Source organism: Terrabacter ginsenosidimutans (assembly GCF_039539425.1).
GTDB classification, from domain to species: Bacteria; Actinomycetota; Actinomycetes; order Actinomycetales; family Dermatophilaceae; genus Terrabacter; species Terrabacter ginsenosidimutans.
The window spans coordinates 502,605-529,526 of sequence record NZ_BAABDC010000001.1; the positions used below are offsets into that span (position 1 = coordinate 502,605).

Here is a 26,922-nt window from a genome sequence, read left to right on the forward strand (position 1 = left end):
CCCCTTACGGGACCTCCCTGACCGACGCGGGGCACGCCGCCGGGGCAGGATGGGCGGCATGGCATCCCTGGGCGACCGGATCACGACCTTCAGCCGGGACGGGCTGCGCTTCGACGTGACCGACGGGGGGCCGCTGGACGGTGCCGTCGTCGTGCTGCTCCACGGCTTCCCCACGGACCGGACGAGCTGGGACCGCGTCGCCGCCCGGCTGCACGAGGCGGGGCTGCGCACCCTCGCCCCGGACCAGCGGGGCTACTCCCCCGGGGCCCGGCCGACCGACGAGGACGCCTACCGTCTCGACGAGCTCGTCGGCGACGTCCTCGCGCTCATCGAGGCGTCCGGCCGTGAGCGGGTGCACCTCGTCGGCCACGACTGGGGCGGCGCCCTCGCCTGGCTCGTCGCGGCCAACCACCCGACGCGCATCGCCTCGTTGACCGTCCTGTCGACGCCGCACCCGGCCGCCATGTCGCGGGCCTGGCGCAGCGGCATCGACCAGAAGCGGCGGTCCTGGTACATGGCCGCCTTCCAGGTCCCGTGGGTGCCCGAGCACGTCCTGGCCGCCGGGTTCCACTCGCTCATGGCGCGCTCCGGGCTGCCGACGGAGGACAGGAGGAGGTATGCCGTCCGCCTCGCCCACGCCGACGCGCTCGCGGGGCCGGTCAACTGGTACCGCGCAGCCCGGCACTCGGGTGTCGGGGCGCACCGCGTCGAGGTGCCGACGACCTACGTGTGGGGCTCGCGCGACCCGTTCCTCGGTCGCGCCGCCGCCGAGCTGACCCGTGAGCACGTCGGTTCCGACTACGAGCTCATCGAGCTCGACGCGGGGCACTGGCTGCCCGAGACCCGCGACGCGGAGTCCGCCGCAGCGATCCTGCACCGGGTCGCGCGGGCGGGCTGAACGGCATACGCCGGCTCACCCGGAGGGTGACGAGCACCTCGCTCGATGCGGGGAACACGGGCACGCCCGGGTAGGTTGCACGACCGTGAAGATCGACATCTGGTCCGACATCGTGTGCCCGTTCTGCTACCTCGGCAAGCGCCGCCTCGAGGCTGCCCTGGCGCAGTTCGGGCACGCCGACGAGGTCGAGGTGCAGTGGCACAGCTTCGAGCTCGACCGCGGCGCCTCCCCCGTGGCGAACGTGCCGCTCGTCGACCTCGTCGCGGCCAAGTACGGGACCACGCGCGAGCAGGCCGTCGCGCAGCACCGCTCGATGGCTGCCGCGGCCGCCGAGCTGGGACTGACGTTCAACTGGGAGCAGGCCCGTTACGGCAACACCTTCGACGCGCACCGGGTCGTGCACCTGGCCGCCGAGCAGGGCCTTGCCGACGCCGCCCACGAACGGCTCATGCGCGCCTACTTCACCGACGGGCTCGCGGTCGGCGACCGCGACGTGCTCGTCCGGCTCGCCGGGGAGATCGGTCTCGACGAGGGCGTCGTGCGCGACATGCTCGAGTCCGACGACTACGGCAACCACGTCCGCAGCGACGAGGCGACGGCCAAGATGCTCGGCATCGAGTCGGTGCCCTTCTTCGTCCTCGACCGCAAGTACGGCGTCTCCGGCGCGCAGCCGGTCGAGGTCTTCGCCCAGGCGCTCGAGACGGCGTGGGAGCACCGGCACGAGGTGCCCGAGCCGGTCGCGGCGGGAGGTGGCTGCGGGGGCGGCTGCGGCGCCGGTGGCTGCGGAGGGGTCTGCGGCGCCTGAGCCGCCCGACCTCGGCCGGCAGGACCTAGCGTGGGTGGTCATGGCCCACCCACAGATGTTCGAGCCCGCCGACCCCTATCTCGGGCGCCTGCGAGAGATCTGTCTCGCGCTGCCCGGCGCCGGCGAGAAGGTCTCGCACGGCCGTCCCAACTTCTTCACCCGCAAGGTCTTCGCCATCTACGGCGGGGTCGTCAAGGGCGACCACGACCCGGAGCCCTTCCGTCACGCCGTCATCGTGAAGCCTGACTCGGCGGACCGGGCCGCGCTGCTCGAGGACGAGCGCTTCGTCGTGCCCGGCTACTACGGCCCGTACGGCTGGCTCATGCTCGACCTGCGCAACGACCGTGGCGCCGACGGGGTCGACTGGCTCGAGGTGGCCGAGCTCGTCGACGCGTCGTACCGTGTCACGGCGCCGACGCGGCTCGTCCGCGAGCTCGACGCGGGCTGAGCGGGCGGCAGTCGGGCAGGCGGCGCGTCCCGGCCGGACCGTCGAGAATGCCACCGGGGCATCGGCGCGGCGCGGCCGCGGGACGCGTAAGGTACCGCTCGCTGGGTCGACGAAAGGCGCACATGGGACGGCACACCGATCCCGCGATCATCGGGTCGCGGCGGGGCGCAGTCGTGACCCTCGTGGTGTCGGCACTGCTCGTCCTCGGTGGTTTCGTCATCCTCAACCAGGCCCGCGACCTGCGCATCCTCCCGGACCAGCCGCCGACTCCATCGGTCCCCGCCACCCCGACGAGTCGGGTCGACGACGTCGAGGAGCCGAGCCGCACGCCGCCCACGACCGGGGGCGGCACGGCGTCGACACCGACGTCCACCCTGCCCAGCGCCACGGCGTCGCCGCGACCCTCGCTGACCACCCGGGCGCCCGCCCCGCTCGTGACGGCGGCCCAGCCGGCTCGGACTCCGACCGTCCGGCCGAGCGGTGCTCCCTCCCCGACGACCTCGGCCGCGTCGTCAGTCCCGCCTCCCCGGGCCGGCGTGGCCCACCAGGTCGTCGCCCTCGTCAACATCGAGCGGGCTCGCGCCGGCTGCGACCCGGTGTCGGCAGACGCGGCCCTGCAGAGCGCGGCCCAGGGACACAGCGACGACATGGCGGCACGCGACTACTTCTCCCACACGAGTCCCGCCGGGTCGACCTTCGCCGACCGCATCCGCGCCGCCGGCTATCGCGGTGGCTCGATCGCCGAGAACATCGCGGCCGGGCAGCGGAGCGCCAAGGCCGTCATGGACGCCTGGATGGCGAGCCCGGGCCACCGCGCCAACATCCTCAACTGCACCTACCGCGACATCGGCGTCGGCTACGCGACCGGAGGCTCCTACGGCACGTACTGGACCCAGACCTTCGGCGGCTGAGCCACCGTAGGTTGGGGACCATGAAGCCAGCGGCAACGGTGCACTCGCAGGACCGTCATGTCGTCCGCCTCGACTGGGGGCCCTCCGCGGCCGAGGCCCTGACGTCGTATGCCGTCGCCGCCGGGTCGCCCGTGTGCGCGGTCGTCGTCGACGTCCTCAGCTTCACGACGTGCGTCTCCGTCGCCGTCGACGCGGGCACCCGGGTGCATCCCTACCGCTGGAAGGACGAGTCGGCGCAGGCCTTCGCCGACGACCGCGGGGCCACGCTCGCCCGACCGCGGTCGGAGACCCGATCGGGAGGTGGGGTCAGCCTGTCACCGGCCTCGATCCGCGCCGCCGGTGACATCGGCGAGCTCGTGCTGCCCTCGCCGAACGGCTCGACGATCAGCGCCGTCCTGGCTGAGGCCGGCGCGGACGTCGTGGCCGCGTCGCTGCGCAACCGTGCCGCGGTCGCTGCGTGGCTCGTCGGGTGGCTCGAGTCATCGGGCGGCTCACGGGCGCAGCCCGCCGTGGTCGTCGTCCCGGCCGGAGAGCGATGGCCCGACGAGTCGCTGCGCCCGGCGGTCGAGGACCTCTGGGGCGCCGGCGCGGTCGTCGCGGCGCTCGCGGCGCGGCTCGAGCACCGCGGCGGCCCGCTGCTGCTGAGCCCGGAGGCGGAGGCGGCCGGCGCAGCCTGGCTGGCGGTTCAGGACCGGGTCGGCGAGGAGCTGCACGCCTGCGCGAGCGGGCGCGAGCTCGTGGAGCTGGGATGGCCGGATGACGTGGCGATCGCGGCAGAGCTCGACGCGTCGGACGCGGTGCCGGTGCTCACGGACGGCGTCTACACACGGCATACGGCCGAACGCCCTTGACGCCCGAGGCGTCGGCGACGAAGCCGCCGGCGGCCCTCGGTCCGCCATCCCGCACGCCGGGTGCGCGGGACTGACCCGTGGAGAAGGTCGAGGTCGTCGTGGCTCATCACGAGCGCGCCGCCGTGCGTGTCGGCGGGGTGTTCCTGAAGATCGACGCCGACCAGGCGCGCCTCGACCTCGAGGGCTCAGATGTGAGCCTTTCCGGCTCGAGCGGGCCCATCTCCTGCGAACAGCCGCCACGTTCCTTCGGAGACCACGTCGACGACGCCGTCGACGACCGCGATGGCCGTCTGCCCGTCGGTCACGTACGCGGGTCCGGTGATGCCGGCGAGCCAGCTCTCGGCCTCGGCCATCGAGTTGCCCGGCATGCCGTCGGGAGCAAGGTGCGGAAAGATCGAGAAGTCGACCAGGCCCAGGGTGCTGACGTCACCGGTCGGTGGCCTCCACTGGATGAAGTCCTCGCCCACCTCGGGTGTCATCACCATGCTCCCGGCACTCAGTCCCACCCACACCGTCTCGTCCAGCGACGGGAGGAGGTCCGTCAGCCCGGACTGCCGCATCCAGTAGGCCAGGTACAGGACGTCGCCGCCGGCCACGAGCAGGACGTCCGCGTCCTTCACGAGGGGAACCCAGCGCTCCGCGTCGATGCTGGGCAGGGCGGTGAGCTCCAGCACGCCGACGGACTTCCAGCCCAGCCCGACCATGGGGTTCTCGGAGGTTCCGCTGATGAACTGCCAGGCCTTGGCGCCGGGTCCCCCCATGGGATGCCCGTACATCGCGGTGGGGATGCACAGGGCGCGCGAGTCGGCGATCGGCTTGCCCAGCAGCCTGACCAGCGCTGCGTGGATGCTCGGGTTCGTGACGCCACTGTCTGTCAGCAAGAACTTCACGTGTCTGGTCCTCCGGGTCTCGGTGTCCGTGTCGGCGCCCCTGTGGCGCTCACTGGGACCACGAACGGCCACCGGCGGATCCGACAGATACGGCTCAGCAAGAAGGATGGGACACCGGACGGCGCCAGGGGGGCGGGAACGGCCGAGACGGCATACGCCATCGGTGGTCGGACGGTCCCCTACTGGCCGAGGGCCGTCCAGAAGGCCGACGCGGCTCGCGAGGGCCGCCCCGTGCGGCGCTCTGACCAGTCGGCCGAGGTCATGAGAGCGGTGACCGCGTTGACGCCGAGCCAACGCAGCGGCTCGGGCTCCCAGTCGCGAGAGGTGCGCCCGGCCCACGGGAGGGAGGCGAGGTCCTCGGGGTCGTCGCCGCGGATCATCGCCGCGAGCGTGCGTCCTGCGAGCGCCGACGTCGCGACACCGTCACCGACGTAACCACCGGCGAACGCCAGACCGGTGTGCCGGTCGTGGCGCACCGAGGGGAACCAGTCCCGCGGGACACCGAGGTTGCCACCCCAGGCGTGCGTGAACGTGACGCCGTCGAGGACCGGGAAGAGCTCGAGGAGGATGCGCCGCAGGGCCGCGTGGACGCGCTCGTCGCGGTCGTAGAGCGGGGACACCTTGGACGCGTAGTGATACGGAGCACCCCTGCCACCGAAGGCGATCCGTCCGTCGCGGGTGCGCTGGCCGTAGATCGTCAGGTGACGGTTGTCGGCGAACGTCGTGCGCTTCTCGAGCCCGATCTGGGCCCACAGGTGCTCGGGCAGCGGCTCGGTCGCCGTCATGAGCGAGTAGATGGGCGCGATGGCCCGACGTCGCCCGGCGACGGTGGGCGTGTAGCCCTCGGTGGCCAGCACGACGTGGTCGGCGCGCACGGTGCCGTGCGCCGTGACGACGCGGTGGCTGCGCACGTCGACCGCGGCGGTCCGCTCGTGGATGACGACCCCGCGCCGCTCGACGGCGTCGGCGAGACCACGGACGAGACGGGCCGGGTGGATGGCCGCGCAGTGGGGGGTGAACGAGCCGCCGAGCGCCTCGCTGACGCCGGCGACCTCCGTGACCTCGTGGGCGTCGAGCAGCCGATGGTCCTCCTCGCCGAAACCCCACTCGCGATGCTCGGAGACCTCGTCGCGGACCCGCTCGAGCTGCGCGGGGTTGCGCGCGACGGAGAGGTAGCCGCCCTGGTCGAAGTGGCAGTCGATGCCCTCGGCGTCAGCGATCCGGCCGACGTCGGCGACCGTCGAGTGCAGCAGGTGCTGCATCCGCACCGCCGCGTCCCGGCCGCGCTCGGCGGCCATCCGCCGGAGTGAGGCGGGGAAGAGCGCGGAGCACCAGCCGCCGTTGCGACCCGAGGCGCCGAACCCGGCCACCTCCTTCTCGATGACGGCCACCCGGATCGACGGGTCGGCCGTCACGAGGTGGTAGGCCGTCCACAGTCCCGTGTAGCCGGCCCCCACGACGGCGACGTCGACCTCGAGGTCACTGGTCAGGGATGGGCGCGGCTCGATGTCGCCGATCGTGTCGTGCCAGAGGCTGAGGCCGCGGTAACCGCTCAAGGGCATGGGCGGGATCATGCCATCTCCAGAGGCCCTGAAACGGACTCGGAACCTGTGCCTTTTCGCTTGAATCGCCTTCCAACACCTACGGAATCCGTGGTGCAGCGGGGTTTGGGGCATGACTTCCACCGCGCCGCACCTCACGGCATGATGCGACCATGAGCACCGTCGACCGCGCCCGCCTGGCCGCGCTGCACGCCCGCGAGCGGGCCGCCTTCTCCGAGGCCCGGCCGAGGTCCCGCGCCCTCGCCGAGCAGGCCGCCGCCCACATGCCCGGCGGCGTCCCCATGAGCTGGATGGTCAAGTGGCCCGGCGACTTCCCCGTCTTCGTCGAGCACGCCGAGGGCGCGCACTTCACGTGCGTCGACGGCATCGACCACGTCGACCTCTGCCTCGGCGACACCGGCGCCATGATGGGCCACTCCCCCGCACCGACCGTCGAGGCCGTGACCCGGCAGCTGTCCCGCGGGATCACGACGATGCTGCCCACCGAGGACGCGATCGCCGTGTCGACCGGTCTCGCCGAGCGCTTCGGGCTGCCCTACTGGCAGTTCACGCTGACGGCCACGGACGCCAACCGGCACGCGATCCGCTACGCGCGCCACCTCACCGGTCGGACCAAGGTCGTCGTGCACAACTGGTGCTACCACGGCTCCGTCGACGAGGCCTTCGCGACGCTGGGCCCCGACGGTGCGACGGTCGACCGGCGCAGCAACATCGGCGCCCCCGTCGACACCTCGGAGACGACCCGCGTCGTCGAGTTCAACGACCTCGAGGCGCTCGAGCGAGCCCTGGCCCACGGCGACGTCGCCGCGATTCTCGTCGAGCCGGCCCTGACGAACATCGGCATCGTGCTGCCCGACGCCGGCTACAACGAGGGGGTGCGCGAGCTGGCGACTCGCTACGGCGCCCTGCTCATCAACGACGAGACCCACACGATCTGCGCCGGCCCCGGTGGCTACACCGCTGCCCACGGACTCGCACCGGACATGCTCGTCATCGGCAAGTCCATCGGTGGCGGGATCCCCTGCGGCACCTTCGGCTTCAGCCAGGACATCGCCGACCGGATCGCGCGGTGCATCGAGCTGGAGGACATCGACGTGGGTGGCATCGGCGGCACCCTCGCCGGCAACGGCCTGTCGATGGCGGCGATGAAGGCGACGCTCGAGCACGTGATGACGGCCGAGGCGTTCGAGCACATGGTGCCGCTCGCCGACGCGTGGGCCGACGGCGTGCAGGCCGGCATCGACGCGGTGGGCGCCGACTGGCACGTGACGCGGCTCGGCGCCCGGGCGGAGTACAACTTCTCGGCAAGGCCTTCGCACGACGGCCAGGAGGCGCACGACGCCGACGACTTCGAGCTGCAGCAGTACCTCCACCTCCATGCGCTCAACCGCGGGATCCTGCTCACGCCGTTCCACAACATGGCGCTGATGAGCCCGGCCACGACGTCTGCTGACGTCGAGGCGCACACGACGATGTTCGCGGAGTGCCTGCGCGAGCTGTTCGGGTAGGCGGGGTCCGACCGGTCAGTCCACGCGTGACGGGCGACCGAAGCGGGTGGCCACGCCGGGTGACCACAGCGCCCGGAGCCGAGGGCCCGCCGGCGTGACACCGCTCGCGCCCAGCAGGTCGTCGGAGAGCTCGACGACGTCAGCGGCATGCAACGGCCAGGGCTCGTGCTCGTTCGGGACCCAGAGCGTGCGCCCGCGGACGCGGGTATGGGCGCCCCAGCGTGCCGTGAGCCACGTCTCCCGCGGCGTGGGGTCGACCGCCTCGCCGACCCGGACGGTGAGCAGGCTGCGCAGACCGCGTCGCGGCGCCCGGCGTCGGCTCGCATAGGTGAGGAGCCCATCCTCGCGTCGCAGCCGCATGTGAGCCCACGTGTAGGGGATCCCGAGGCCGATCCGAGCACCGGCCACGACGAGGGCGCGCTCGGTCTCGAGCGAGCGGAAGAGCACGCCATGCCGCCCCGCGTCGTCGACCGAGTAGAGGCGGATGTTCGTCTCGAGGAAGCTGCCGAGCCACGGCAGGCGGGGCGACGGGGCCTGTCCGAGGCGAAGGCCGTCCATGACGAAGGGCACGAGGGCGACATAGGTGAAGCCGTCGGAGAAGACGTCCGGCCGGGTGCCGCGCGGGAAGAGATGTCGTACGGAGTCGGGCTCCACCGGCCAGTGGACGAAGGTCAGGTCGCGCCACGCCTGGTCGAAGACGACGGGTGGTCGCAGTGGCGGGGGCTGCACCGGAAAGCCGTCGAGCGACAGGGAGACGTCCGCGGGCAGGTCCACGACCCCATCGTCACACGGCTCGGGCGGCCAACCCTTGACAGATATAGTAAGCACACTTAGTTTAGGCATCATGGCGACACTGGCCCAGCTCAGCACCCACGTCCCTGCCTCACCCGAGGCCCTCTGGGCCCGGTGGGCCGATCCGGACACCCACCCCGAGTGGAGCCACGACCTCGCGTGGGTGCGACTGGAGGAGCCGCTCGCCGTCGGCGCCCGCGGACACCTCAAGCCCAAGGGCGGCCCCCGCTCGCCCTTCACCGTCACCGAACTCGTCGGTGACCGCACCTTCGCCGACACGACGCACCTGCCCGGGGCACGACTGACCTTCCGCCACCACGCCGAGCCGGCCCCGGGCGGGGCGCTGGTGACAGTCACGGTCACGGTCGAGGGCCTCCTGTCGCGGGTCTGGGCGCGAATCCTCGGCGCCGCCGCCACCCGCGACGGAGTCGCCGCCGACCTCTCCCGGCTCGTCGAGCTGGTCGCACTGACGACGCCCGAGACGACGACCCCCGGGCTGCCCGGGTGAGCCACCCTCGCCGCGTTACGCCCGACCTGCACACGCGTTTCGCCGAGGCGGACGACAGCCCGGGGCTGCTGCTCTGGCGGGTGGGCAACCGCTGGCAGGCGGCCGTGCGCGAGACCCTCGCGCCGCACGGCCTGACCCACACCCAGTTCGTCCTGCTCGCCTCATTGACCTGGCTCAGACAGGGCCGCGACGACCCGGTGACCCAGCGCGACCTCGCCGCCCACGCCCAGACCGACGTCATGATGACCTCGCAGGTGCTGCGGGCCCTCGAGGCCAAGGGCCTGCTCGAGCGGCGCCCGCACCCGTCCGACGCGCGCGCCCGCGACCTCGTCGTCACCCCCGCCGGCCTGCGGACGGTCAACGCTGCGATCGTGGACGTCGAGGACTGCGACACGGCCTTCTTCGCGTCGACCGGAGCAGACCTGCCGGGGTTCGTCGCGGGACTGCGGCGACTCGCCACTACCGTGGGCGACACCAGCCCGTCGCCCGAGCCGACAGCCGACGCGGGCGACGAACCACGAAGGACCGGACCATGACCGCACAGGCACTGGGCGACCTCACACGCCGTCGCCGCACCACCAAGCTGGGCATCGTCGGGGCGGGCGCCGTCGGCGCCACGATGGCGTATGCCGCGTTGATGCGTGGCGTCGCCCAGAACGTCGCGCTCTTCGACGTCAACGCCGCCAAGGTGCGTGCCGAGGCGCTCGACCTCAGCCACGGCATCCAGTTCGTCCCCATGGCGCACGTCGAGGGCTCGGACGACATCGAGGTCCTGGCCGACTCCGACGTCGTCGTCTTCACGGCAGGGGCCAAGCAGAAGCCGGGCCAGTCCCGGCTCGACCTCGCCGAGTCGACCATCGGCATCATGCGTGCGATCCTGCCGCGCCTCGTCGAGGTCGCGCCGGACGCGGTGCACGTCATGGTCACCAACCCGGTCGACGTCGTGACGTATGCCGCGTTGCAGGTCTCCGGGCTGCCACCGGCGCGGCTGTTCGGGTCGGGCACCGTGCTCGACTCGTCGCGGCTGCGCTTCCTGCTCGCCGAGCACACCGGCGTCGCGGCCCAGAGCGTGCACGCCTACGTCATCGGCGAGCACGGCGACTCGGAGCTCCCGCTGTGGTCGTCGGCGTCCATCGGCTCGGTCCCGCTGCTCCGGTGGCGCACCTCGGACGGGCGCATCGCGCTCGACGAGGAGGCGCGCAGTCGCATCGCGACCGACGTCGTGCAGTCCGCCTACCGCGTCATCGAGGGCAAGGGCGCGACGAACTACGCCATCGGTCTCGCGGCCACCCGCATCATCGAGGCGGTGCTCTACGACGAGCGCCGGATCCTGCCGATCTCCTCGCTCCTCGACGACTACTACGGCATCAGCGACGTCTGCCTGTCCGTGCCGGCGATCATCCACGCCGGCGGTGTGGGCGACCGGGTCGAGGTACCCATGACCGATGCCGAGCTGTCGGGGCTGCGGGCGTCCGCCGACGCCGTCCGCAGCACCGCCCGGCGTTTCGGGTTCTGACCCTGGCGGGCGACGTCCATTCCCGCGTCGCATGACCCCGGCCGGGACGCACCGGAGCATGATGGGGCCGTGAGCCCGTCCGCCGCCTTCGACGCCGACCCGCTGGAGAGCCCGGTGACCACCACCGCGTCCGGCGCGTCCAGCGAGTCCGGAGAGCCCAGCGACTCCGGCGCCTCCGGCGTGCCGACTGCGCGGGCGACCTACCACCACGGCGACCTGCGGCGGGCCCTCCTCGAGGCCGGCACCGACCTCGCCCGCGAGGGCGGCCCCGACAAGGTCGTCCTGCGGGAGGCGACCCGTCGCGTCGGGGTCTCGGCCAACGCGGCATACCGCCACTTCGCGGACCGGGACGCGCTGCTCGGCGAGGTCGTCTCACGGGCGCAGGCCCGTGCCGCCGACGTCATCAGCGCCACGATGGACGCCGTCCCCGACACCCTCGACGCGGGGTCTCGGGCCCGGGCACGGTTCCGGGCCGTCGGCGTCGGCTACCTGCGCTTCGCCATGGACGAGCCGGGCCTCTTCCGCACCGCGTTCGCCGTGCCGGTCGACCTCAGCCGGGCCGCGTCGACCGACGCGGCCGGCGCCGCGGGGCGCACGCCCTTCCAGCTGCTCTCCGACTCCCTCGACGCGATGGTCGCCGCCGGCGTCATGTCGCAGGACGAGCGACCCGGAGCCGAGCTGCTCGCCTGGTCGGCCGTGCACGGCATGGCGATGCTCGCGCTCGAGGGACCGTTGCGCGACCTCCCTCCCGGCGCCGTCGACGAGCTCGCGCCCCGGCTGGTCCGCATGGTCGACCTCGGCCTCCGCCTCTCCGACGGCGCGGGCTGAGGCGCCGGGCACCACGCCCTCGGGCACCGGCTCGGATCAGACCCACTGGACGAGCTGCACGATGATCCCGTTGGGATCGCGGTACTGGACGAAGCGCTCGCCCCACGGCTCCGTCTCGGGCGCGGTGACGACGTCGACACCCTCGGCCACGAGCCGCTCGTGCCACTCGTCGAGGTCGTCCACGACGAAGGCGAGCAGCAGCCCGTCGCGCGCGGACCCGGCGACCTCCGAGGGCCTGAAGGTCCCCAGGCCGGTGCGCAGGAAGATGACGTTCGAGCCGCCGGCGGCATGGCGGAGCGAGACGAAGCCGTCGTCACGCATCTCGACCTCGTGGCCGAGGTGGGTGACGAGGAAGTCGGCGGAGGCGTCCGGGTCCGGGACGTTGAGCGAGATGGCGAAACCGGTGATGGCGCTCGGCATGGGAACCTCTTTCCGTACGGTGTACGGATAATAACGTACGGCATACCGAATCGTTCCCGACGCCGTTCCGCTCATGAAGGAGGAGCCCGTGGGCACCGTCCAGCTGCTCTGGAGACACGAGCGCCCGCTCCCCCCGCGCCCGGGTCGACGACCCACGATCACCGTCGATGCCGTCGTCGGCGCCGGAGTCGCCGAGGCGGACGCCCGCGGACTGCAGGACCTCTCCCTGCGCCGGGTGGCAGATCGTCTCGGAGTCGGCGTCATGACCCTGTACGGGCACGTCGAGAACAAGGCGCAGCTGCTCGAGCTCATGGTCGACCAGTGCCGCCTGGACATGGAGTTCTCGGCCCTGACCGGCTCGTGGCGCGAGATGCTCGAGCAGGTCGCGCGCGAGAACCTGGCACTGCTCGAGCACCACCCCTGGCTCGCCCACGTCGAGACCGAGCGCGCCGTGCTCGGTCCGGGGACGCTCGGCAAGTACGAACGCGAGCTGGCAGCCGTCGAGCCGCTACCGCTCGACGATGCGGCCAAGGACCAGGCCCTCGCCCTCGTGCTGTCGTTCGTCCGGTCGTCGGCGCGCGCGCTCGCGTCGGCTCGCACCGAGCGTCTCGACGAGACGCCTGAGCAGTGGTGGGCGCGAGAGGGCGCCGAGCTGGCGACGCTCGGCCTGGAGACACGCTTCCCTCTCGCCAGTCGCGTCGGACAGGCCGCGGGCGAGGCCCTGAACGCTGCAGCGGATGCGCGCGCCGCCCACGCCTTCGGCCTCGCCGTCCTTCTCGACGGCCTTGCAGCGCGAGGCCCCGGATCGACCTGAGCCGGCTGCGCACCGGTCCGGGCCGGCTTCTAGGGTGGGCCGGTGACGAGCGAGACCCAGCAGAGCCACGGCAGCACCTTCGAGCTCGACCGCGAGACGCCTGCCTTCTACCGCCGGCTCGGTCCCGGGCTCTACGCCCCGACCGTCCACGTGCAGGGCGCGTGGCGGGACGACGAGCAGCACATGGCGCCGGTCAGCGGCATCCTCGCCCACGAGATCGACCTCCACGAGCCGCGCGAGGGGATGCAGCTCGCCCGCATCTCCTTCGACATCCTGGGCATGATCCCGGCGCGCCCGAGCCGGGTCGAGGTCCGCACGACGCGCCCCGGTCGGACCATCGAGCTCGTCGAGGCGACGATGCTCGTCGACGGCCTCGCCGTCGTCCGCGCGCACGCGTGGCGCCTCGCGGCGCACGACTCCGAGCCGGTGGCCGGCGTCGAGCTCGAGCCCATCCCCGCACCCGAGGCCATGCAGCCCTGGGACGGTGCCGACACGTGGGAGGGCGGCTACATCGAGGGCCTCGAGTTCCGCGTGGACGCGGAGCGCCGGCCCGGACGCACGCGCGCGTGGATCCGGGCTGAGCACCCTCTGGTCGACGGCGAGTCCTGCTCTCCCACAGCCGATCTCGTGCGCCTGGCGGATACCGCGAACGGCATCGCGGTCCGAGTCTCCCCTCGTGAGTGGATGTTCCCCAACGTCGACCTGAGCGTCCACCTCTTCCGCGAGCCGGTCCGGGGCTGGGTCGGTTTCGACACCCGCGTGACGATGGGACCGACCGGCCTGGGGCTCACCTCGACCACGCTGCACGACGAGCGCGGACCCGTCGGGCGCGCCGAGCAGATCCTCACGGTCCGCCGGCTGCCGGGCACCTGACGCGACTCCCTGAGCCTCCCGACAACCTTTCCGGCCGACGGCGCGTCGAGAGGGTGTCGGTACGCCGCGCCAAAGCGGCGAGCGCCTGCCACAATGAGGCGCGCGACCGCGCCGACTCACACCCGCCGCACCGCGGTCCGGACACAGGGGAAACACCATGAGGACCATCCGCATGGACAGGCATCGCACCGTCGGCTCCGTCGCCACGGGTCTCGTCATCGCGGCGCTCGTCGCCACCGCTCCGGCCGCTGGCGCCGACACGCTCACGGGCACTCCCACACCTCCGGGCACCTCGACCACGAGCAGCCCTGCGGCCGTGGGCGATCCGACGGACACGACGACCACGACGACGACCACGGGCTCGACCGAGACGACGACGTCCACCGCCTCCGAGACCACCAGCACGACCACCAGCACGACCACGACTCCCACCACGACCGCCGCGACGACGACGCCGAGCCCCACCACGTCCACGATCCCCCCGAGCCCGGTCGTCATCGCGGCCGGCACGATCTCGGACCGGGTCAAGGACGTCCAGGTCCGACTCCGGCTCGTCAAGCCCGCCTACTGGACCTACGCGATCAACGGTCGCTACGGCATCCTGCTCGGGCAGAGCGTCTCGGCCTTCCAGCGTGACCAGAAGCTGCCGCTGTCGGGTGTGCTCGACCAGCGCACGTGGAGCCGGCTCGTCTCGCTCACCGCGACCCGCACACTGCTGAAGCGCGACAACACCGGCTACGCGGTCAAGGACCTCCAGGTCCGTCTCCGCGCCGCCAAGGCCACCTACTGGCCGTATGCCGTCAACGGCTACTTCGGGTGGACCGTGGGTCAGCGGGTCCTGGCCTTCCAGCGCGACCAGAACCTGCCGCAGTCCGGCGTGCTGGACCAGCGCACCTGGAGCCGGCTGCTCGCCCTCACCGCCTCACCGGTGGTCCTGAACGCCTCGTCGCCGAAGGCGAACATCCAGGAGCTCCAGCGCCGGCTCCGGGCCAAGGGCCTCTGGCCCTACGCATTCTCCGGCACCTGGGGCGTGACCCTGGGCCAGAAGGTCCTGGCGTTCCAGCGCGCCTACGACGTCCCCCAGTCCGGCACTGTCGACCGGCGCACGTGGAGCCGCCTCGTCGCCCTGACCTACACGCCGGGGACGTTCGACAAGCACCGCTTCTACTCCGGCCTGCGACCGCTGATGCCCACGGTCTCCTCGCTCGACAGGCGCTGCCGCACCGGCCGGGTCATGTGCGTCGACAAGAGCACCCGCACCCTGACGTGGGTCGTCGACGGCAAGCCGCTGATGGTGATGTGGGCCAGGTTCGGCGGCCCCGGCCGCGAGACGCGCGAGGGGACCTTCCGGGTCTCACGGAAGTACGAGTACGTCATCTCCAACCTGTACTTCACGCCGATGCCGTACTCGATGTTCTTCTCCGGCGGACAGGCCGTGCACTACTCGTCGAACTTCGCGCGGCTCGGCTACGCGAGCTCGAGCCACGGCTGCGTCAACATCGCCGACCACGCCCAGGTGAAGTCGCTCTTCTTCAAGGTGCGCGTCGGTGACAAGGTCGTCGTCCACCCCTGACCCGGCTCACGCGCAGCGTTCTGGGTTCGGTCGGGCGAGGGGTCGCCCGACCGAACGCAGAACGGCGGACCGACGCAGCCTCACCGCCGGTCGGCGGCAGGGTCACTCGACCTTCGTCGTGACCTTCGTCCCGAGCTCGACGGTGCGGCTCACGGTGCACCACTCGTCGTGCGAGCGCTGGACCATCTTGGGCAGCATCTCGCGTGCCGCGTCGCCGCCCTCCCCCTCGGGGAAGCGCACCCGGAAGGTCACCGTGATGTCCTGCAGGTGGTTGCCGTGCTCGTCCTTCACCTTGTCTGCGCTGACCTCGACCTCGAAGTCGTCGGGCTCGGCGCGCCGGCTCGTCACGGTGTCGACGTCGACGGCCGTGCACGCCGCGATGCCGGCGAGGAGCAGCTCGACCGGGGAGAGCTCGTCGGTGCCCGAGCTGACGGTGATCGAGCCGCCGCGACGGTTGCGGGCGGTGTAGCGGCCCAGGCTGTCGCGGGTCAGCGTGACGGAACGGAGGTCGGGGGCGTCGGTGCTCATGGCTCAAGCCTTCCAGAGGGCGGGCAGGGGTGGCTGGGCGGTCCGGCGCTCAGCTCCAGGCGTCGGCGAGCAGCTCGTAGGAGCGCAGGCGGTCCTCGTGGTCGTGCGCACCGCACGTGACGATGACCTCGTCGACGCCCGTCGCCTCGACGAAGCCGGCGAGACCGTCGCGCACCTCGTCGGGGGTGCCGACGAGCGAGACGCGGGTCATCTCGCTCACGGCCTGGCGCTCGGCCGGGGACCACTTCGCCATGAGGCTCGCGATGTCCCCCTCGGGCTCGGGCAGTCCGGCGCGGCGACCGGTCACGATGCCGTGGAAGCGCTGGAGCACGCTGGTGAAGAGGCGCTCCGCCTCGGCGGTCGTGTCGGCCACCATGACGTTGACACCGGCCATCGTCCGAGGTGCGTCGAGCCCGCCGGGCTCGGTGGACGGGGTGAAGCGCGAGCGGTAGACCTCGAGCGCGCTCATCAGCGCAGCGGGCGCGAAGTGCGACGCGAAGGAGTAGGGCAGGCCGAGCGAGGCCGCGACCTGGGCGCCGCCGTCGCTCGAGCCTAGGATCCAGATCGGCACGCGCGTGCCCTCACCCGGGATGGCGCGCACCTTGGCGTCGGGGTCGGGGTCACCGAGGTAGCCGATGAGCTCCTCGACCTCGCCGGCGAAGTTCATCGCGGCGGCCTCGTTGCGACGCAGGGCGCGGGTCGTGAACGGGTCGGTGCCGGGAGCGCGTCCGAGGCCGAGGTCGATGCGGCCGGGGTGGATCGTGGCGAGGGTGCCGAACTGCTCGGCCACCACGTAGGGGGCGTGGTTGGGCAGCATGATGCCGCCGGCCCCGACCCGGATCGACTCGGTCTGGTCGGCGACGTGCCCGATGAGGACCGCCGTCGAGCTCGACGCGACGCCGACCATGTTGTGGTGCTCGGCCATCCAGTAGCGCTGGTAGCCCCACTTCTCCGCGTGGCGGGCGATGTCGACCGTCGAGGCGATCGCCTCACCGGCCGTGCCCCCGTCGAGGACGGGCACGAGGTCGAGGATGTTCAGCTGGGCTCTGGCGGAAGGACTCACCTGTGGGCCAACGGGCCGCACCGGTCGTCGTATTCCGAGGACGTATGCCGTGTGGTGCGTGCGGGCGTCCGTGCCGTCACCCGAGGAGCTGGCCCACGCCGATGCCGGTTGCTGCCGCGACGACGCCCAGGACGAGGGTGGTCGCTGCGTACCCGAAGCCGGTGGCTCGGCCCTCGGCGAGCCAGAGCCGCACGGACTCGACGGAGGCGGTGCTGAAGGTCGTGAAGCCGCCGCAGAAGCCCGTGCCGATCACCGCCTTGAGAGTGGCACCGCTCGAGTCGGCCGAGGACAGGGCGAAGAGGCCGGTCAGCAGGCCGAGCAGGAAGGACCCCGTGACGTTGATGACGAGCGTCCCGAGCGGGACCCGGAAGCGGCTGCGGCGCGCGACGGCGGCGTCGGTGACGAAGCGCGTGGCGGCGCCGACGCCACCTGCGAGGGCCATGAGCAGCATCGTCATCGGCGCGCGCCCGGCTCGGGGGTGGACCGGCGGAGGCCGTGGGCCAGGCGATAGCCGACGGCCGCAGCGGCCACGCCCGACACGACGCTGCCGACGGCATACGCGATGCCCACGAGCAGGGTCTGCGGGGCGAGGCGGCCCACGGTCTCGACGGCGAACGTGCTGTAGGTCGTGAAGCCGCCCAGCACGCCGGTGCCGAGCCCGAGGCGGGCCGTGCGCCGCCACCCCTCGTCGGGACCGGTGCGGGCCAGGGTCTCGAGCAGCAGGCCGAGCAGGAGGGACCCGACGACGTTGATGGCCAGGGTCGTCCACGGCACGGCACCGGGTCGGGCCGGGGCCGCGTCCTCGAGGACCGCGCGAGCGAAGGTGCCCAGCGCGCCGCCGACGAAGATGACAGCGACGAGCCGCGGAGAGCCACCGAGCCCTCCACGGCCCCTGCGGCGGGACGCTGCGGCCGCGGGACCGTCGGTCACTGCCACGGGGCGCGGCCTTCCCAGTCGACGACCTCGACCGGCACGACGAGCACTGGCCGGTGCTGGTGGTGCGAGAGCTGCAGGGCCGTCGAGCCGTTGACGAAGTCCTTGAGACGGCGGTGCCGTCCCTCGTGGGCGCCGACGACGAACCCTGCCGCGTCGACGGCCCGCGCCAGGTGCGTCAGGGCCCGGTCGACCCGGCCGGCGAGGTAGCGGAAGTGCCACGGGACGTCCTCCCCCTCCATCCACCCGGCCACGAGACGGGTCAGCTCCTCCTCCCGCCGCGGCCACGTCTCGTCATCGATGTCCGGGTCGATGGACAGGTGGCGCACGGTGCCGTCCGCGTGCTCCTCGTCCGCGTAGCGCGACTCGTCGACGTAGGCGAAGTAGAGCGCCGAGGCGCCCGTGGCCCGAGCCAGGTTCGCCGCGGTCAGGGCGACGACGGCAGGCTGTCCTGGCAGGACGGCGACCACCAGCGGATGGCCGGCGAAGTCGGTGATGCGGGAGGGGTGCGGCTGTGGCGGGGCGCTCTCGCCCATCGGGACTCTCCAGACACTCGACGACGGGACACCTGCCCATCGATGGCGGCCCGGTAGGGGCCGCCGATGAACAGGAACCATCAGCCGGCCGGCGGTTCGGACGTCCGTGACGCCCAGGCGGGATCCATCGCCGGGCCCACCCTACCGACTACGGCGTCGCCACGGTCAGGGCAGCTTGAGCTGGGACACCTGGTCGTCGTAGTCGGGGCAGAACGTCTGCACGCCTGCGGCCATGAGCTGCTTCGTGCGCAGGGCCTCACCGGTGTCGGGCAGCGGCTTGCCACTGTCGTCCACGGCGATCTGGGCGAGGTCGACACCGCCGTTCTTCAGCGCCCAGCACGTCGTGGTGCCCGTCTCGATGTCGTCGTTGACGCTGTCGCCGGTGACGTCGGCACCCAGCTTCTCGGCGGCGAGGACGAAGTCCGCCTCCTCGGCCGAGATGCTCGGGCGCGCGCTGGCCACGCCGGCGGGGAGGTCGGACATCGTGGGCTCGGACCCGCTGCACGCCCCCAGCGACAGCAGGCCGGCGAGGCCCACCAGCCCCGCGCAGACGGCGCGCGGACGCAAGGGAGCGCGGCGGACGGCATACGTGCTCTCGTTCATCGTTACCCTGAACGCGTGAGCGAGCCCGATCGTCCCCGCGACGCCGCCTCGGCCCGGCTGGCTGCGGAGGCACCGCTCGCCCGCGGCGCCGTCGTCGCGTCGCTGTCGGCGGTGGTCTTCGGGTTCGTCCTCTTCCTGCCGCAGCTGCTCGGCCTCGCCCTGGCCGGGCTCAGCCTCGCGCGGCGCGAGCCCGGCGGCCGCCGGCCGGCACTGCTCGCCGTCGGCATCAGCCTGCTGCTCACCGTCGTCTGGGGCATCGTGCTCGGCCTGCTCCTCAAGTGGTGGGCCACCTCCCGCTGAACGGCCTGACGCCTACTGCGAGTACGTCGAGAGGAACTTCTCGAGCCGGCCGACGGCGTCCTCGAGGTCCTCGACCCGTGGCAGGAAGACGAGCCGGAAGTGGTCGGGGCTCGCCCAGTTGAAGCCGGTCCCGTGCACGATGAGCATCTTCTGGTCGCGCAGCAGGTCGAGGGCGAAGCGCTCGTCGTCGCGGATGTCGTGGACCTTGGGGTCGAGCCGGGGGAAGAGGTAGAGCGCACCCTCGGGCTTGGTGACCGAGACCCCGGGGATCTGGTTGAGCATCTCCCAGGCCACGTTGCGCTGCTCGAGCAGCCGCCCGCCGGGCAGGATCAGCTCGTTGATCGACTGGTAGCCGCCCAGCGCGACCTGGATCGCGTGCTGCGCCGGAACGTTGGCGCACAGGCGCATGTTGGCGAGGATGTCGAGACCCTCGAGGTAGTTGCGCGCGTGCTCCTTGGGCCCGGTGATCGCGAGCCATCCCGAGCGGAAGCCGGCCACGCGGTAGGCCTTGGACAGGCCGTTGAAGGTGAGGCACAGCAGGTCGGGGGCGAGCGACGCGATCGAGGTGTGCGTGGCGCCGTCGTAGAGGATCTTGTCGTAGATCTCGTCGGCCATGACGATCAGCTCGTGCTCGCGCGCCACCTGGGCGATGGCCGCGAGCACCTCACGCGGGTAGACGGCGCCGGTCGGGTTGTTGGGGTTGATGACGACGATGGCGCGCGTGCGGTCGGTGACCTTGCTGCGGATGTCGTCGAGGTCTGGCGCCCACCCGGCCTGCTCATCGCAGACGTAGTGCACGGCGGTGCCACCGGCCAGGCTCGCGGCCGCGGTCCAGAGGGGGTAGTCCGGCGCCGGCACGAGCACCTCGTCACCGTTGTCGAGCAGCCCCTGCATCGCCATCACGATGAGCTCGCTCACGCCGTTGCCGAGGTAGATGTCCTCGACGCCCACCGGCGGGAAGTCGCGCACCTCGTAGTGCTGCTTGACGGCACGCCGGGCAGACAGGATGCCCTTGCTGTCGCTGTAGCCCTGCGCGGTCGGCAGCTCCTGGATGACGTCGACGAGGATGTCCTCGGGCGCCTCGAAGCCGAACGGCGCCGGGTTGCCGATGTTGAGCTTGAGGATGCGGTGCCCCTCGTCCTCGAGCCGCTTGGCCTCGGCCAGCACGGGACCACGGATCTCGTAACAGACGTTCTGCAGCTTCTTGCTCTGGGTCACCGCGCGCATGCCGTACAGCGTCCCACCGGCGTATGCCGTGGGCTGCGTCATTCCCACCATGTGGCCCATGTCGTGGGTCACCCGGGCGCCGGACCGCCCCGTGACGGGTGGGGTGGGGCACTCACTCGACTGGGGCGGGGCGCTCACTCGACTGGGGGCCGGGGAGTGTTCAGCGCAGGAGGCAGCCGAGGCTGCTGGCCGGGCTGCGGGCCGACAGCGACCCCACGAGCGAGGTGTCGCTCGGAGCCAGCACGTCGATCGTGAGCAGGTGGCCCTCGGCGGGGCGCGTCAGGTGCGCGAAGACCGGGAGGTTCGAGCGCTGCCGCACCCACCCGTTCTGCTCGAGGTAGCCGACGAGCTCTGCCGCCTGGGGCCCCGTCGACGCCGGGTAGCTCCGGGTCACCGTGCCCTCGGGGGCATCACGGCAGGGCGGGATCTCGCTGTGCCCCAGTGGCGTCATCGAGTGGTCCAGCTCGTCGATCTCGTGCGCCAGCGACTCGAAGGCCGCCACGTCGTCGGCGTGCATGCGTCCCGACCAGGCCCAGGCGCCGAAGGCGAGCATCGCGAGGACGATCACCGCGAAGCCCGCGCCCACGGGTCCGGGGCGGCGGCGCCGAGCGGGGCGGGGCGCCCTTCCCTGCGGGCGCTGGTGCCCGGTGTGGGCTTCGTCGACGAAGCCGGAGTCACTCACCGGGACAGTGTGGGACACCGGACGGCGACCGGCCGGGCGGCTCGGTCAACTGTCGCCGATCCGTGACCGGGCGCGATCGCCGGGGTGCTGCACGAGGGGACGGTCGAGGTCGAGAAGGTGGCGCCAGTCGGTCCGGCGGGCGGTGCGCAGCCCGCGGCGCAGCAGCAGGACGAGGACCACGAGGGCGAGCGGCACCCCGACGGCGGTCGTCGTCAGGCCGAGGCTGTAGCCCTCGGGCAGGGTGGCGAAGCAGACGACGGTGGCGACGACGGCGAGGGGCCTCTCGAGCCGCGCCTGCCAGAGCACCCCGAGCGACACCGCGAAGAACGGCAGCACCCAGAGGTAGTACCAGCCGAGGAACACCGGGGAGAGCACGACGACGGCGAGCATCGCCCAGGCGATACCGCGCACCGGCCGTAGCCGTGCTTCGGCCATCGTGCCCTGGTCGCCGTCCTCGTCGCCGTCCTCGGCGCCGTCCTCGTCCCGCAGGCCCCGCGGATCGGCGGGCTTGAGCGCCGCCAGCCAGACGAGCACGAGCAGCAGGGCGAGGACGACGAGCGCGATGACCCGTGCGGCCGCGATCGCTGGCTCGCGCCAGTCGTCGTGGCCGAGGACGTGCCCCACCGCACCGACGGCGATCCCGATCGAGGTGGGCAGGGACGTCCACTGCTCGTTCTTGCCCGGGGTCCCGGTCGGGTTGAGCCACGAGAAGCCGAGCCCGGTCAGCAGGCCGCCGAGCACCATCGGGACGCCTGCAGAGAGGGCCGTGAGGGCGCCGGCCCGCACCACCTCGGACCATCGGGCGTATGCCGTCGCCTCCCTGCCCGACGTCCGCACCGACGCGAGGTGGCGGGCCCAGAGGATCACGACGAAGGGCAGGGCGATGACGGCGGGGACCTTGACCATGGCGCCGAGCGCGATGACGACGCAGGCCACGGCGAACCGGCCGCGCAGCGCCAGGGCGAGCCCGCCGAGGACTGCGCCGACCATGAGCGCGTCGTTGTGGGCTCCCCCGACGAAGTGGGCCCCCACGAGGGGGACCGCCACTCCCAGCCACAGGGCCCGCACGGGCGACCACCCGAGCCGGCGGGCGACGTCGGGCACGGCCCAGGCCATGAGGACGACTCCGGCGACGGCGAGCAGCCGGAGGAGCAGCAGGGCCACCCACAGCTCTCCGGAGACCGCCGCGACGGCGCGCGCGAGCAGCAGCCACACGGGGCCGTAGGGCGTCGTGCTGTCGAGCCAGGTCGGCGCCGTCGACCCCCTCCACGGCGAGTCCAGCTCGCGCACCGCGTGCTCGTAGGGACTGAGGCCCTGGTCCCAGAGCAGGCCCTGCGCGGCATACGAGTAGAGGTCACGGCTGTAGAGCGGCATGGCCGCGACGAGCGGTGCGAACCACAGCGCGATCGTCACCCACCACCACCGGACGGTGACATCCGCGTCGCGCAGGCGCCACCAGGCGATGACGAGCACCGCCATCGCGAGCACCGACACCGTGGCGAGCAGGGGTGAGCCACCCTTGGCCGACCACGTGGCGACACCGGGCCACAGCACCCCGACGTTCAGCCGCGGCAGCGCTCCCGATCCCCACGAGGCCGCGGCGAGGAGCACGCCGCCGAGGCACCCCGCCCAGCGCGCCCGCGAAGCCCTCGACGAACCGGGGGACCCGGACGCACGGGCCCGGCGCTCAACCATGCGTGACCGGCTCGTCACCCCAGGCGAGCAGGCGCCACCCGGTCTCGGGGTCACCCTCCATCGTGACGACGTGGGCGTTGTCCAGGCGGCGCCCGTCGAAGAACTCTGCGTCCAGCCCCAGGGAGGCGGAGCACCAGACCCGCATCGCGGCACCGTGGCTCACCGCGACCGCGGACTCGTGCCCGTCGGAGGCGATGCGCGCGATCGCCTCGTCGTAGCGCTCCATGAAGGCGGCGCCGCTGTCGCCGCCGGGGATCGTGTGCTCCGGGTCGTCGCGCCAGCGGATGACGGCGTCGATGTAGGGCTGCCAGTCGGTGGACATCTCGTAGTCGCCGGCCTGGATCTCGCGCAGTCCCGGCAGCACGACCATCTCGAGGCCCAGCAGCTCGGCGAGCGGCGCCGCCGTCTGCTGGGTGCGCACGAGGTCGGAGGTGTAGATCGCGCCGAGGTCCTCCGCGCCGAGCCGGTCGGCGAGCGCCCGGGCCTGGGCCCGGCCCTCGTCGGTGAGGTCGACACCGGGCACGGCCGTGTCGAGCTGGCGGGCGACGTTGGCATGGGTCTGGCCGTGCCGCACGAGGAAGAGCCGCACCCTCAGAGGCCCTTCACCGTGACGCCGCTCAGGCACTCGACGCCCGTGCTGGAGCCGGTGTGGAAGTTCTTGATGGACACCGGTGTCGCCGCTCCGGCCGCGAGCTTGACGTCGATCTCCTTGCCGGCCACGTCCGAGCCGTCCGACGTCTTGACGAGGAAGACGGCCACGGTGAACGTGTGCTCCTCGGAGTCGGAGTTGGTCAGGGTCCCGGAGAAGCTCCACGACTCGCCGTTGGCAGCGCAGTTCGTGCTCGTGAGGCTCGAGGCCGCGTCGAAGAGGCCGCCGTCGCTCGGCGCGGTCGTGTCGGCCGGGTCCGGCACGTCGTCGCTCGGGGTGTCGGCCGTGATCGTCGGCTGCACCGGCACGCTGACCGTCGGCGCCACGGAGTCGCCCGAGGGCGTGGGCTGGCCGCACCCGGCGACGGTCAGCACGAGCGAGGCCGAGAGGGCCAGCGCGGCGGTCGTCACGGCATACGCCCGTGGTGCGCCGCGGTGTCCACGGACGGCTGGACGGCCTGGCATGGGCACGTGCGGCCCCTTCCTGTCGGGAGGTGTGCGCCGCCCATTGTGCCCCGCACAGCGGTCAGGGCAGCAGCAGCCGGGCCGTGACCGCTGAAGCGATGACGAGAAGGCCGGCCCCCAGCGCGAGGGTGTCCGGCAGGCGCCACGGCGCGTCGCCCGCCCACGTGCGCCGCCGCGCCTCGGCGAAGCCGCGCGCGTCCATGGCCAGGGCCAGCGCCGACGCCTGGCCGAGGGCTCCGATGAGCAGGCCGCCGGTGACGACGACCGCCTCCCGTCCGCGGGCGAGCGGCCCCCGGTCCGAACGGATGCCGCGCACCCGGCGCGTCGTCATGAGCTCGCCCCAGAGGGTGTCGAACGACTGGAGCCGCTGGAGCGCGGCGGTCGCCGCGACGACGGGTCGTGCCGGGAGCCGGAGCCGCTGGGCGAGGTGGTCACCGAGTGCCTCGGGGTCGAGGAAGCCGACGACGACGGCGGACGGCACGAGCAGGCAGAGCACCCGCAGCGCCGCGCCCGACGCGACCTCGAGGTCGCGTCCGCCGAGGAGCCACGCGGACCACGCGACGCCGAGGACGGCGAGGCTCGCCGGGGCCAGCCGGACGAGGACGTCACGCAGGCGTCCGGCGGGAGCGCGGCCGGGACCCGGTGCGAGAAGGCCCACGAGTCCGAGCACGACCTCGACGGCGAGCACGGCGAGGCCCTGGCGCCACGTGTCGAGCAGTGCGGGCAGCGGGAGGACGCAGAGGGCGGCCGCGAGCAGCGCGAGCGGGCCGGCCCGGGCGAGCAGCGGGCGACGCTCGGGCTCCGGGTCGGCGGGCGGCTGGGGCGGGGCGGAGAGCCGGACGACGTGGTCGGCGTCGTCGACGACGCCGGGGTCATGGGTGGTGACGACGACGGCGGCACCCTCGTCGCGCGCTGCTGCCAGCACACCGGAGACGGCCGCCCACGTGAGCCGGTCCTGCCCGACGGTCGGCTCGTCGGCGAGGACGAGCGCCGGCCCGTGCGCGACGGCCGAGGCCATCGCCAGGCGTCGCTGCTCGCCGCCGGAGAGCTGGCGCGGGTCGGCGTCGGCGAGGTGGGCGAGCCCGAGCGAGGCGAGGAGGGCGTCGACCCGTCGCCCGGCGACGTCGGGGTCGTGCCCGAGGGCGAGGGGGGTCGTCAGCACGTCGTCGCGCACAGTCCGGCCCACGAGCGAGGTCGCCGCGCGCTGCGGCACCCAGGACACGACTCGGGCGAGGTCGGTCGAGGACCACTCGTCGGGTGGCGCGAGCCGGTCGCGGGCGGCGGCGCGGTCGCCGGACTCGGCCGGCGTGAGCGGCAGCGCCATGTCGACGGCGCCCGCGGCCGGCTCGACGAGCCCACCGAGTGCCGCCATGAGCGAGGACTTGCCCGCACCGCTCGGGCCGACGAGCGCGACCGAGCGGCCGGCCCGGGCCTCGAGGTCGGTGCCGTCGACGGCGAGCGTCGTGCGCGACGGGCCGCCGAGCCGCCGGCTGCGGTGCTCGACCCGCACGGCCGATGCTGCCGCGACGACCCGCCCCGGGTGGACCCGACCCGCTGCCGCGTCGGGTGCGGGGTCCAGGGCCAGCACCAGAGGTTCCGGGTCGGCGACGCCTGGGACCCAGATGCCCTGGGCTGCAAGGGATTCCCCGTGCTCGGCAAGGACCGACCTCGGTTCGCCGTCGGCGACGACCGCGCCCGACGCGTCGAGCACGACGAGACGGTCGACGTGGTCGAGCCAGCCGTCGAGGCGGTGCTCGACGACGACGAGAGTCAGGCGGCGCCGCGTCACGACGTCGGCGACGACGGCCCGCACGTCGCTCGCGGTGGCTGCGTCGAGCATCGCCGTCGGCTCGTCGAGCAGCAGCACCGAGGGCTCCATGACGAGGGCCCCGGCCAGCGCCAGGCGTTGGGACTCACCGCCGCTCAGGGTCGCCGGCGAGCTGTCGGGCGACATCGTCAGTCCCACCTCGCGCAGCGCGGCCGCGACGCGTGAGGGCATGTCACGGCGCGACAGTGAGACGTTCTCGAGGCCGAAGGCCACGTCCCGACCGATGCTCGAGGCCACGACTCCGGCGCCGGGATCCTGCAGGACGAGGCCCACCGAGCCCGGAACGTCCTGCGGCGCACGGCCGCCCACGGTCACGGTGCCGGACAGGTCGCCGGCGTCGGCCGTCAGCAGCAGGCCTGCGACGGCGCGCAACAGGGTCGACTTGCCCGACCCGCTCGGCCCGGCGAGCAGCACGCGCTCGCCGGGCTCGAGGGTCAGGTGGATGCCGTCGAGGACCGGACGCGAGCGACCGAAGGGTCGCCACGTCAGGTCCTGCACGCGCACGCCGAGGCCCGAGGACACCGACGGCGACCGTGCGTCGAGGTATTCGGCTTCTCGTGCCATCGGCGCGTCTGCCTCGAACCGGTCAGACGGCTCGCTGCTCACGGACCTCCTGGCCCGGCGGGAACGGGTTCAGCGCACCGGCGGCGGCGAGCAACCGCGTCAGGCCGACGGCGAGGAGCGAGCCGAAGACGGCCACCGACGCTCCGAGCAGGACGAGGTAGGCGATCTTGTAGTCCCAGCCCCAGTCCGTCCAGTAGGAGTACCACTCGTAGACGGCCTCGAAGGCGCCCCCGAGGAAGCCGCCGAGCAGCAGCGGCGCCCAGCTGTACACGGCATACGCGAACACGGCGAAGCCGAGCTCGACACCGAGGCCCTGGACGAAGCCGGACACGAGCGTCGCCAGGCCCCACTGGGTGCCGATGAGGGCCGACACGATGGCGGCGAGCAGCTCGGTGAAGACGGCCGCGCCGGGACGGCGGATGATGAGCATCCCGACGATGCCGGCCACGAGCCAGGGCCAGTTGAAGAGGGCGCCGAGGGGCGGGAAGGCCGCCGAGACGGCGTTGGACGGGACGGCGTAGACGAGCCCCCACGCCCAGTAGGCGACGCCGAAGGCGACGCCGAGGAAGGCGCAGGTGAGCAGGTCGATGGTGCGCCAGCGGGTCAGCGGCCCGCTCGCGGTGATGGTGGTGGACATGGTGTGTCTCCCGGGT

General features: G+C 72.8%; 31 protein-coding genes and 1 riboswitch. Of the genes, 14 read left to right on the plus strand and 17 right to left on the minus strand.

Features of this window, described 5'->3' with window-relative positions:
• Nucleotides 1–58 precede the first annotated feature (58 nt).
• From ABD831_RS02465 to ABD831_RS02485, 5 genes are all read left to right on the plus strand, one after another.
• A complete protein-coding gene (locus ABD831_RS02465; RefSeq protein WP_344941022.1) occupies nucleotides 59–898 on the plus strand; it encodes an alpha/beta fold hydrolase in 840 nt (279 codons plus the stop codon).
• A gap of 85 nt (nucleotides 899–983) precedes the next feature.
• Nucleotides 984–1,703 carry a DsbA family oxidoreductase gene (locus ABD831_RS02470; protein ID WP_344941025.1) on the plus strand — a complete coding sequence of 240 codons (720 nt, stop codon included), beginning with the start codon at nucleotides 984–986 and terminating at the stop codon, nucleotides 1,701–1,703.
• 40 nt (nucleotides 1,704–1,743) lie between these two features.
• Nucleotides 1,744–2,151, plus strand: coding sequence for an MmcQ/YjbR family DNA-binding protein (locus ABD831_RS02475; RefSeq protein ID WP_344941027.1), 408 nt, complete (start codon nucleotides 1,744–1,746; stop codon nucleotides 2,149–2,151).
• A 122-nt stretch (nucleotides 2,152–2,273) separates the two neighbouring features.
• On the plus strand, nucleotides 2,274–3,062 hold the full coding sequence (locus ABD831_RS02480) for a CAP domain-containing protein (protein WP_344941030.1): 789 nt from the start codon (nucleotides 2,274–2,276) through the stop codon (nucleotides 3,060–3,062).
• A 20-nt stretch (nucleotides 3,063–3,082) separates the two neighbouring features.
• Complete coding sequence (locus ABD831_RS02485) at nucleotides 3,083–3,913, plus strand: 2-phosphosulfolactate phosphatase (protein WP_344941033.1); 831 nt, start codon at nucleotides 3,083–3,085, stop codon at nucleotides 3,911–3,913.
• A gap of 185 nt (nucleotides 3,914–4,098) precedes the next feature.
• On the opposite strand, the gene ABD831_RS02490 is transcribed toward ABD831_RS02485, so the two are convergent.
• Together ABD831_RS02490 and ABD831_RS02495 are read right to left on the minus strand one after the other, a co-directional pair.
• Nucleotides 4,099–4,803, minus strand: coding sequence for a Type 1 glutamine amidotransferase-like domain-containing protein (locus tag ABD831_RS02490; RefSeq protein ID WP_344941035.1), 705 nt, complete (start codon nucleotides 4,801–4,803; stop codon nucleotides 4,099–4,101).
• 179 nt (nucleotides 4,804–4,982) lie between these two features.
• Nucleotides 4,983–6,365, minus strand: a complete 1,383-nt coding sequence (locus tag ABD831_RS02495) for an NAD(P)/FAD-dependent oxidoreductase (protein ID WP_344941038.1) — start codon at nucleotides 6,363–6,365, stop codon at nucleotides 4,983–4,985.
• A gap of 152 nt (nucleotides 6,366–6,517) precedes the next feature.
• On the opposite strand from ABD831_RS02495, the gene ABD831_RS02500 reads away from it, so the two are divergent.
• Nucleotides 6,518–7,873 carry an aspartate aminotransferase family protein gene (locus tag ABD831_RS02500; RefSeq protein ID WP_344941040.1) on the plus strand — a complete coding sequence of 452 codons (1,356 nt, stop codon included), beginning with the start codon at nucleotides 6,518–6,520 and terminating at the stop codon, nucleotides 7,871–7,873.
• Between the two features lie 15 nt (nucleotides 7,874–7,888).
• Here the strand turns inward: ABD831_RS02500 and ABD831_RS02505 are convergent, their stop codons facing one another.
• The gene (locus ABD831_RS02505; RefSeq protein WP_344941043.1) at nucleotides 7,889–8,647 is read right to left on the minus strand and encodes a YqjF family protein; all 759 of its coding nucleotides are present in this window, start codon (nucleotides 8,645–8,647) and stop codon (nucleotides 7,889–7,891) included.
• Between the two features lie 70 nt (nucleotides 8,648–8,717).
• On the opposite strand from ABD831_RS02505, the gene ABD831_RS02510 reads away from it, so the two are divergent.
• The 4 genes from ABD831_RS02510 to ABD831_RS02525 all read left to right on the plus strand — a co-directional run bounded on the left by ABD831_RS02510 (nucleotide 8,718) and on the right by ABD831_RS02525 (nucleotide 11,517).
• Complete coding sequence (locus ABD831_RS02510; RefSeq protein ID WP_344941045.1) at nucleotides 8,718–9,173, plus strand: SRPBCC family protein; 456 nt, start codon at nucleotides 8,718–8,720, stop codon at nucleotides 9,171–9,173.
• On the plus strand, nucleotides 9,170–9,709 hold the full coding sequence (locus ABD831_RS02515) for a MarR family winged helix-turn-helix transcriptional regulator (RefSeq protein WP_344941048.1): 540 nt from the start codon (nucleotides 9,170–9,172) through the stop codon (nucleotides 9,707–9,709). Before ABD831_RS02510 ends, ABD831_RS02515 begins: the two co-directional genes overlap by 4 nt.
• A complete protein-coding gene (locus ABD831_RS02520; protein ID WP_344941050.1) occupies nucleotides 9,706–10,689 on the plus strand; it encodes an L-lactate dehydrogenase in 984 nt (327 codons plus the stop codon). Before ABD831_RS02515 ends, ABD831_RS02520 begins: the two co-directional genes overlap by 4 nt.
• Before the next feature lie 69 nt (nucleotides 10,690–10,758).
• On the plus strand, nucleotides 10,759–11,517 hold the full coding sequence (locus tag ABD831_RS02525) for a TetR/AcrR family transcriptional regulator (protein ID WP_344941053.1): 759 nt from the start codon (nucleotides 10,759–10,761) through the stop codon (nucleotides 11,515–11,517).
• A 36-nt stretch (nucleotides 11,518–11,553) separates the two neighbouring features.
• Here the strand turns inward: ABD831_RS02525 and ABD831_RS02530 are convergent, their stop codons facing one another.
• The gene (locus tag ABD831_RS02530) at nucleotides 11,554–11,937 is read right to left on the minus strand and encodes a VOC family protein (protein WP_344941055.1); all 384 of its coding nucleotides are present in this window, start codon (nucleotides 11,935–11,937) and stop codon (nucleotides 11,554–11,556) included.
• An 88-nt stretch (nucleotides 11,938–12,025) separates the two neighbouring features.
• Between ABD831_RS02530 and ABD831_RS02535 the strand changes: the two genes are divergently transcribed.
• The 3 genes from ABD831_RS02535 (at nucleotide 12,026) to ABD831_RS02545 (ending at nucleotide 15,197) form a co-directional block, all read left to right on the plus strand.
• Entirely contained in the window at nucleotides 12,026–12,751 is a 726-nt protein-coding gene (locus ABD831_RS02535) for a TetR/AcrR family transcriptional regulator (protein ID WP_344941058.1), read from the plus strand.
• 42 nt (nucleotides 12,752–12,793) lie between these two features.
• The gene (locus tag ABD831_RS02540; protein ID WP_344941060.1) at nucleotides 12,794–13,624 is read left to right on the plus strand and encodes a thioesterase family protein; all 831 of its coding nucleotides are present in this window, start codon (nucleotides 12,794–12,796) and stop codon (nucleotides 13,622–13,624) included.
• Between the two features lie 172 nt (nucleotides 13,625–13,796).
• The gene (locus ABD831_RS02545) at nucleotides 13,797–15,197 is read left to right on the plus strand and encodes a L,D-transpeptidase family protein (protein WP_344941063.1); all 1,401 of its coding nucleotides are present in this window, start codon (nucleotides 13,797–13,799) and stop codon (nucleotides 15,195–15,197) included.
• A 102-nt stretch (nucleotides 15,198–15,299) separates the two neighbouring features.
• On the opposite strand, the gene ABD831_RS02550 is transcribed toward ABD831_RS02545, so the two are convergent.
• From ABD831_RS02550 to ABD831_RS02575, 6 genes are all read right to left on the minus strand, one after another.
• Entirely contained in the window at nucleotides 15,300–15,725 is a 426-nt protein-coding gene (locus ABD831_RS02550; RefSeq protein ID WP_142176403.1) for an OsmC family protein, read from the minus strand.
• 49 nt (nucleotides 15,726–15,774) lie between these two features.
• Nucleotides 15,775–16,788, minus strand: coding sequence for an LLM class flavin-dependent oxidoreductase (locus ABD831_RS02555; RefSeq protein WP_344941066.1), 1,014 nt, complete (start codon nucleotides 16,786–16,788; stop codon nucleotides 15,775–15,777).
• 76 nt (nucleotides 16,789–16,864) lie between these two features.
• Nucleotides 16,865–17,230, minus strand: a complete 366-nt coding sequence (locus ABD831_RS02560) for a fluoride efflux transporter FluC (protein ID WP_344941069.1) — start codon at nucleotides 17,228–17,230, stop codon at nucleotides 16,865–16,867.
• 11 nt (nucleotides 17,231–17,241) lie between these two features.
• Nucleotides 17,242–17,724 carry a CrcB family protein gene (locus tag ABD831_RS02565; protein WP_344941072.1) on the minus strand — a complete coding sequence of 161 codons (483 nt, stop codon included), beginning with the start codon at nucleotides 17,722–17,724 and terminating at the stop codon, nucleotides 17,242–17,244.
• Complete coding sequence (locus ABD831_RS02570; protein WP_344941075.1) at nucleotides 17,715–18,257, minus strand: universal stress protein; 543 nt, start codon at nucleotides 18,255–18,257, stop codon at nucleotides 17,715–17,717. Before ABD831_RS02570 ends, ABD831_RS02565 begins: the two co-directional genes overlap by 10 nt.
• Before the next feature lie 64 nt (nucleotides 18,258–18,321).
• A riboswitch (Fluoride riboswitch) is annotated at nucleotides 18,322–18,398 on the minus strand.
• A 24-nt stretch (nucleotides 18,399–18,422) separates the two neighbouring features.
• The gene (locus ABD831_RS02575; RefSeq protein ID WP_344941078.1) at nucleotides 18,423–18,860 is read right to left on the minus strand and encodes a hypothetical protein; all 438 of its coding nucleotides are present in this window, start codon (nucleotides 18,858–18,860) and stop codon (nucleotides 18,423–18,425) included.
• A gap of 15 nt (nucleotides 18,861–18,875) precedes the next feature.
• Here ABD831_RS02575 and ABD831_RS02580 point away from each other — a divergent pair, with 15 nt between their 5' ends.
• The gene (locus ABD831_RS02580) at nucleotides 18,876–19,160 is read left to right on the plus strand and encodes a hypothetical protein (protein WP_142176397.1); all 285 of its coding nucleotides are present in this window, start codon (nucleotides 18,876–18,878) and stop codon (nucleotides 19,158–19,160) included.
• A gap of 12 nt (nucleotides 19,161–19,172) precedes the next feature.
• Here the strand turns inward: ABD831_RS02580 and ABD831_RS02585 are convergent, their stop codons facing one another.
• The 7 genes from ABD831_RS02585 to ABD831_RS02615 form a co-directional block, all read right to left on the minus strand.
• The gene (locus ABD831_RS02585) at nucleotides 19,173–20,387 is read right to left on the minus strand and encodes a pyridoxal phosphate-dependent aminotransferase (RefSeq protein ID WP_344943002.1); all 1,215 of its coding nucleotides are present in this window, start codon (nucleotides 20,385–20,387) and stop codon (nucleotides 19,173–19,175) included.
• 160 nt (nucleotides 20,388–20,547) lie between these two features.
• Complete coding sequence (locus ABD831_RS02590; RefSeq protein ID WP_344941082.1) at nucleotides 20,548–21,069, minus strand: hypothetical protein; 522 nt, start codon at nucleotides 21,067–21,069, stop codon at nucleotides 20,548–20,550.
• 45 nt (nucleotides 21,070–21,114) lie between these two features.
• Nucleotides 21,115–22,764, minus strand: a complete 1,650-nt coding sequence (gene mptB / locus ABD831_RS02595; protein ID WP_344941085.1) for a polyprenol phosphomannose-dependent alpha 1,6 mannosyltransferase MptB — start codon at nucleotides 22,762–22,764, stop codon at nucleotides 21,115–21,117.
• On the minus strand, nucleotides 22,757–23,353 hold the full coding sequence (locus ABD831_RS02600) for a histidine phosphatase family protein (RefSeq protein ID WP_344941087.1): 597 nt from the start codon (nucleotides 23,351–23,353) through the stop codon (nucleotides 22,757–22,759). The genes mptB and ABD831_RS02600 overlap by 8 nt, the downstream gene beginning before the upstream one ends.
• 2 nt (nucleotides 23,354–23,355) lie before the next feature.
• Nucleotides 23,356–23,883, minus strand: coding sequence for a hypothetical protein (locus tag ABD831_RS02605; RefSeq protein WP_344941089.1), 528 nt, complete (start codon nucleotides 23,881–23,883; stop codon nucleotides 23,356–23,358).
• Between the two features lie 55 nt (nucleotides 23,884–23,938).
• The gene (locus ABD831_RS02610) at nucleotides 23,939–26,311 is read right to left on the minus strand and encodes an ATP-binding cassette domain-containing protein (protein WP_344941091.1); all 2,373 of its coding nucleotides are present in this window, start codon (nucleotides 26,309–26,311) and stop codon (nucleotides 23,939–23,941) included.
• Complete coding sequence (locus ABD831_RS02615; protein WP_142176385.1) at nucleotides 26,292–26,906, minus strand: ECF transporter S component; 615 nt, start codon at nucleotides 26,904–26,906, stop codon at nucleotides 26,292–26,294. Before ABD831_RS02615 ends, ABD831_RS02610 begins: the two co-directional genes overlap by 20 nt.
• Nucleotides 26,907–26,922: the final 16 nt, after the last annotated feature.

What these genes read in the sequence shown, in the direction of transcription:
- ABD831_RS02570 (WP_344941075.1), bottom strand. Translation starts at nt 18,257, where the DNA reads ATGGGCGAGAGCGCCCCGCCACAGCCGCACCCCTCCCGCATCACCGAC.
- ABD831_RS02485 (WP_344941033.1), top strand. Translation starts at nt 3,083, where the DNA reads ATGAAGCCAGCGGCAACGGTGCACTCGCAGGACCGTCATGTCGTCCGC.
- mptB (WP_344941085.1), bottom strand. Translation starts at nt 22,764, where the DNA reads ATGGTTGAGCGCCGGGCCCGTGCGTCCGGGTCCCCCGGTTCGTCGAGG.
- ABD831_RS02560 (WP_344941069.1), bottom strand. Translation starts at nt 17,230, where the DNA reads ATGGCCCTCGCAGGTGGCGTCGGCGCCGCCACGCGCTTCGTCACCGAC.
- ABD831_RS02495 (WP_344941038.1), bottom strand. Translation starts at nt 6,365, where the DNA reads ATGCCCTTGAGCGGTTACCGCGGCCTCAGCCTCTGGCACGACACGATC.
- ABD831_RS02550 (WP_142176403.1), bottom strand. Translation starts at nt 15,725, where the DNA reads ATGAGCACCGACGCCCCCGACCTCCGTTCCGTCACGCTGACCCGCGAC.
- ABD831_RS02500 (WP_344941040.1), top strand. Translation starts at nt 6,518, where the DNA reads ATGAGCACCGTCGACCGCGCCCGCCTGGCCGCGCTGCACGCCCGCGAG.
- ABD831_RS02615 (WP_142176385.1), bottom strand. Translation starts at nt 26,906, where the DNA reads ATGTCCACCACCATCACCGCGAGCGGGCCGCTGACCCGCTGGCGCACC.
- ABD831_RS02585 (WP_344943002.1), bottom strand. Translation starts at nt 20,387, where the DNA reads ATGCGCGCGGTGACCCAGAGCAAGAAGCTGCAGAACGTCTGTTACGAG.
- ABD831_RS02520 (WP_344941050.1), top strand. Translation starts at nt 9,706, where the DNA reads ATGACCGCACAGGCACTGGGCGACCTCACACGCCGTCGCCGCACCACC.
- ABD831_RS02475 (WP_344941027.1), top strand. Translation starts at nt 1,744, where the DNA reads ATGGCCCACCCACAGATGTTCGAGCCCGCCGACCCCTATCTCGGGCGC.
- ABD831_RS02480 (WP_344941030.1), top strand. Translation starts at nt 2,274, where the DNA reads ATGGGACGGCACACCGATCCCGCGATCATCGGGTCGCGGCGGGGCGCA.
- ABD831_RS02530 (WP_344941055.1), bottom strand. Translation starts at nt 11,937, where the DNA reads ATGCCGAGCGCCATCACCGGTTTCGCCATCTCGCTCAACGTCCCGGAC.
- ABD831_RS02575 (WP_344941078.1), bottom strand. Translation starts at nt 18,860, where the DNA reads ATGAACGAGAGCACGTATGCCGTCCGCCGCGCTCCCTTGCGTCCGCGC.
- ABD831_RS02510 (WP_344941045.1), top strand. Translation starts at nt 8,718, where the DNA reads ATGGCGACACTGGCCCAGCTCAGCACCCACGTCCCTGCCTCACCCGAG.
- ABD831_RS02545 (WP_344941063.1), top strand. Translation starts at nt 13,797, where the DNA reads ATGGACAGGCATCGCACCGTCGGCTCCGTCGCCACGGGTCTCGTCATC.
- ABD831_RS02465 (WP_344941022.1), top strand. Translation starts at nt 59, where the DNA reads ATGGCATCCCTGGGCGACCGGATCACGACCTTCAGCCGGGACGGGCTG.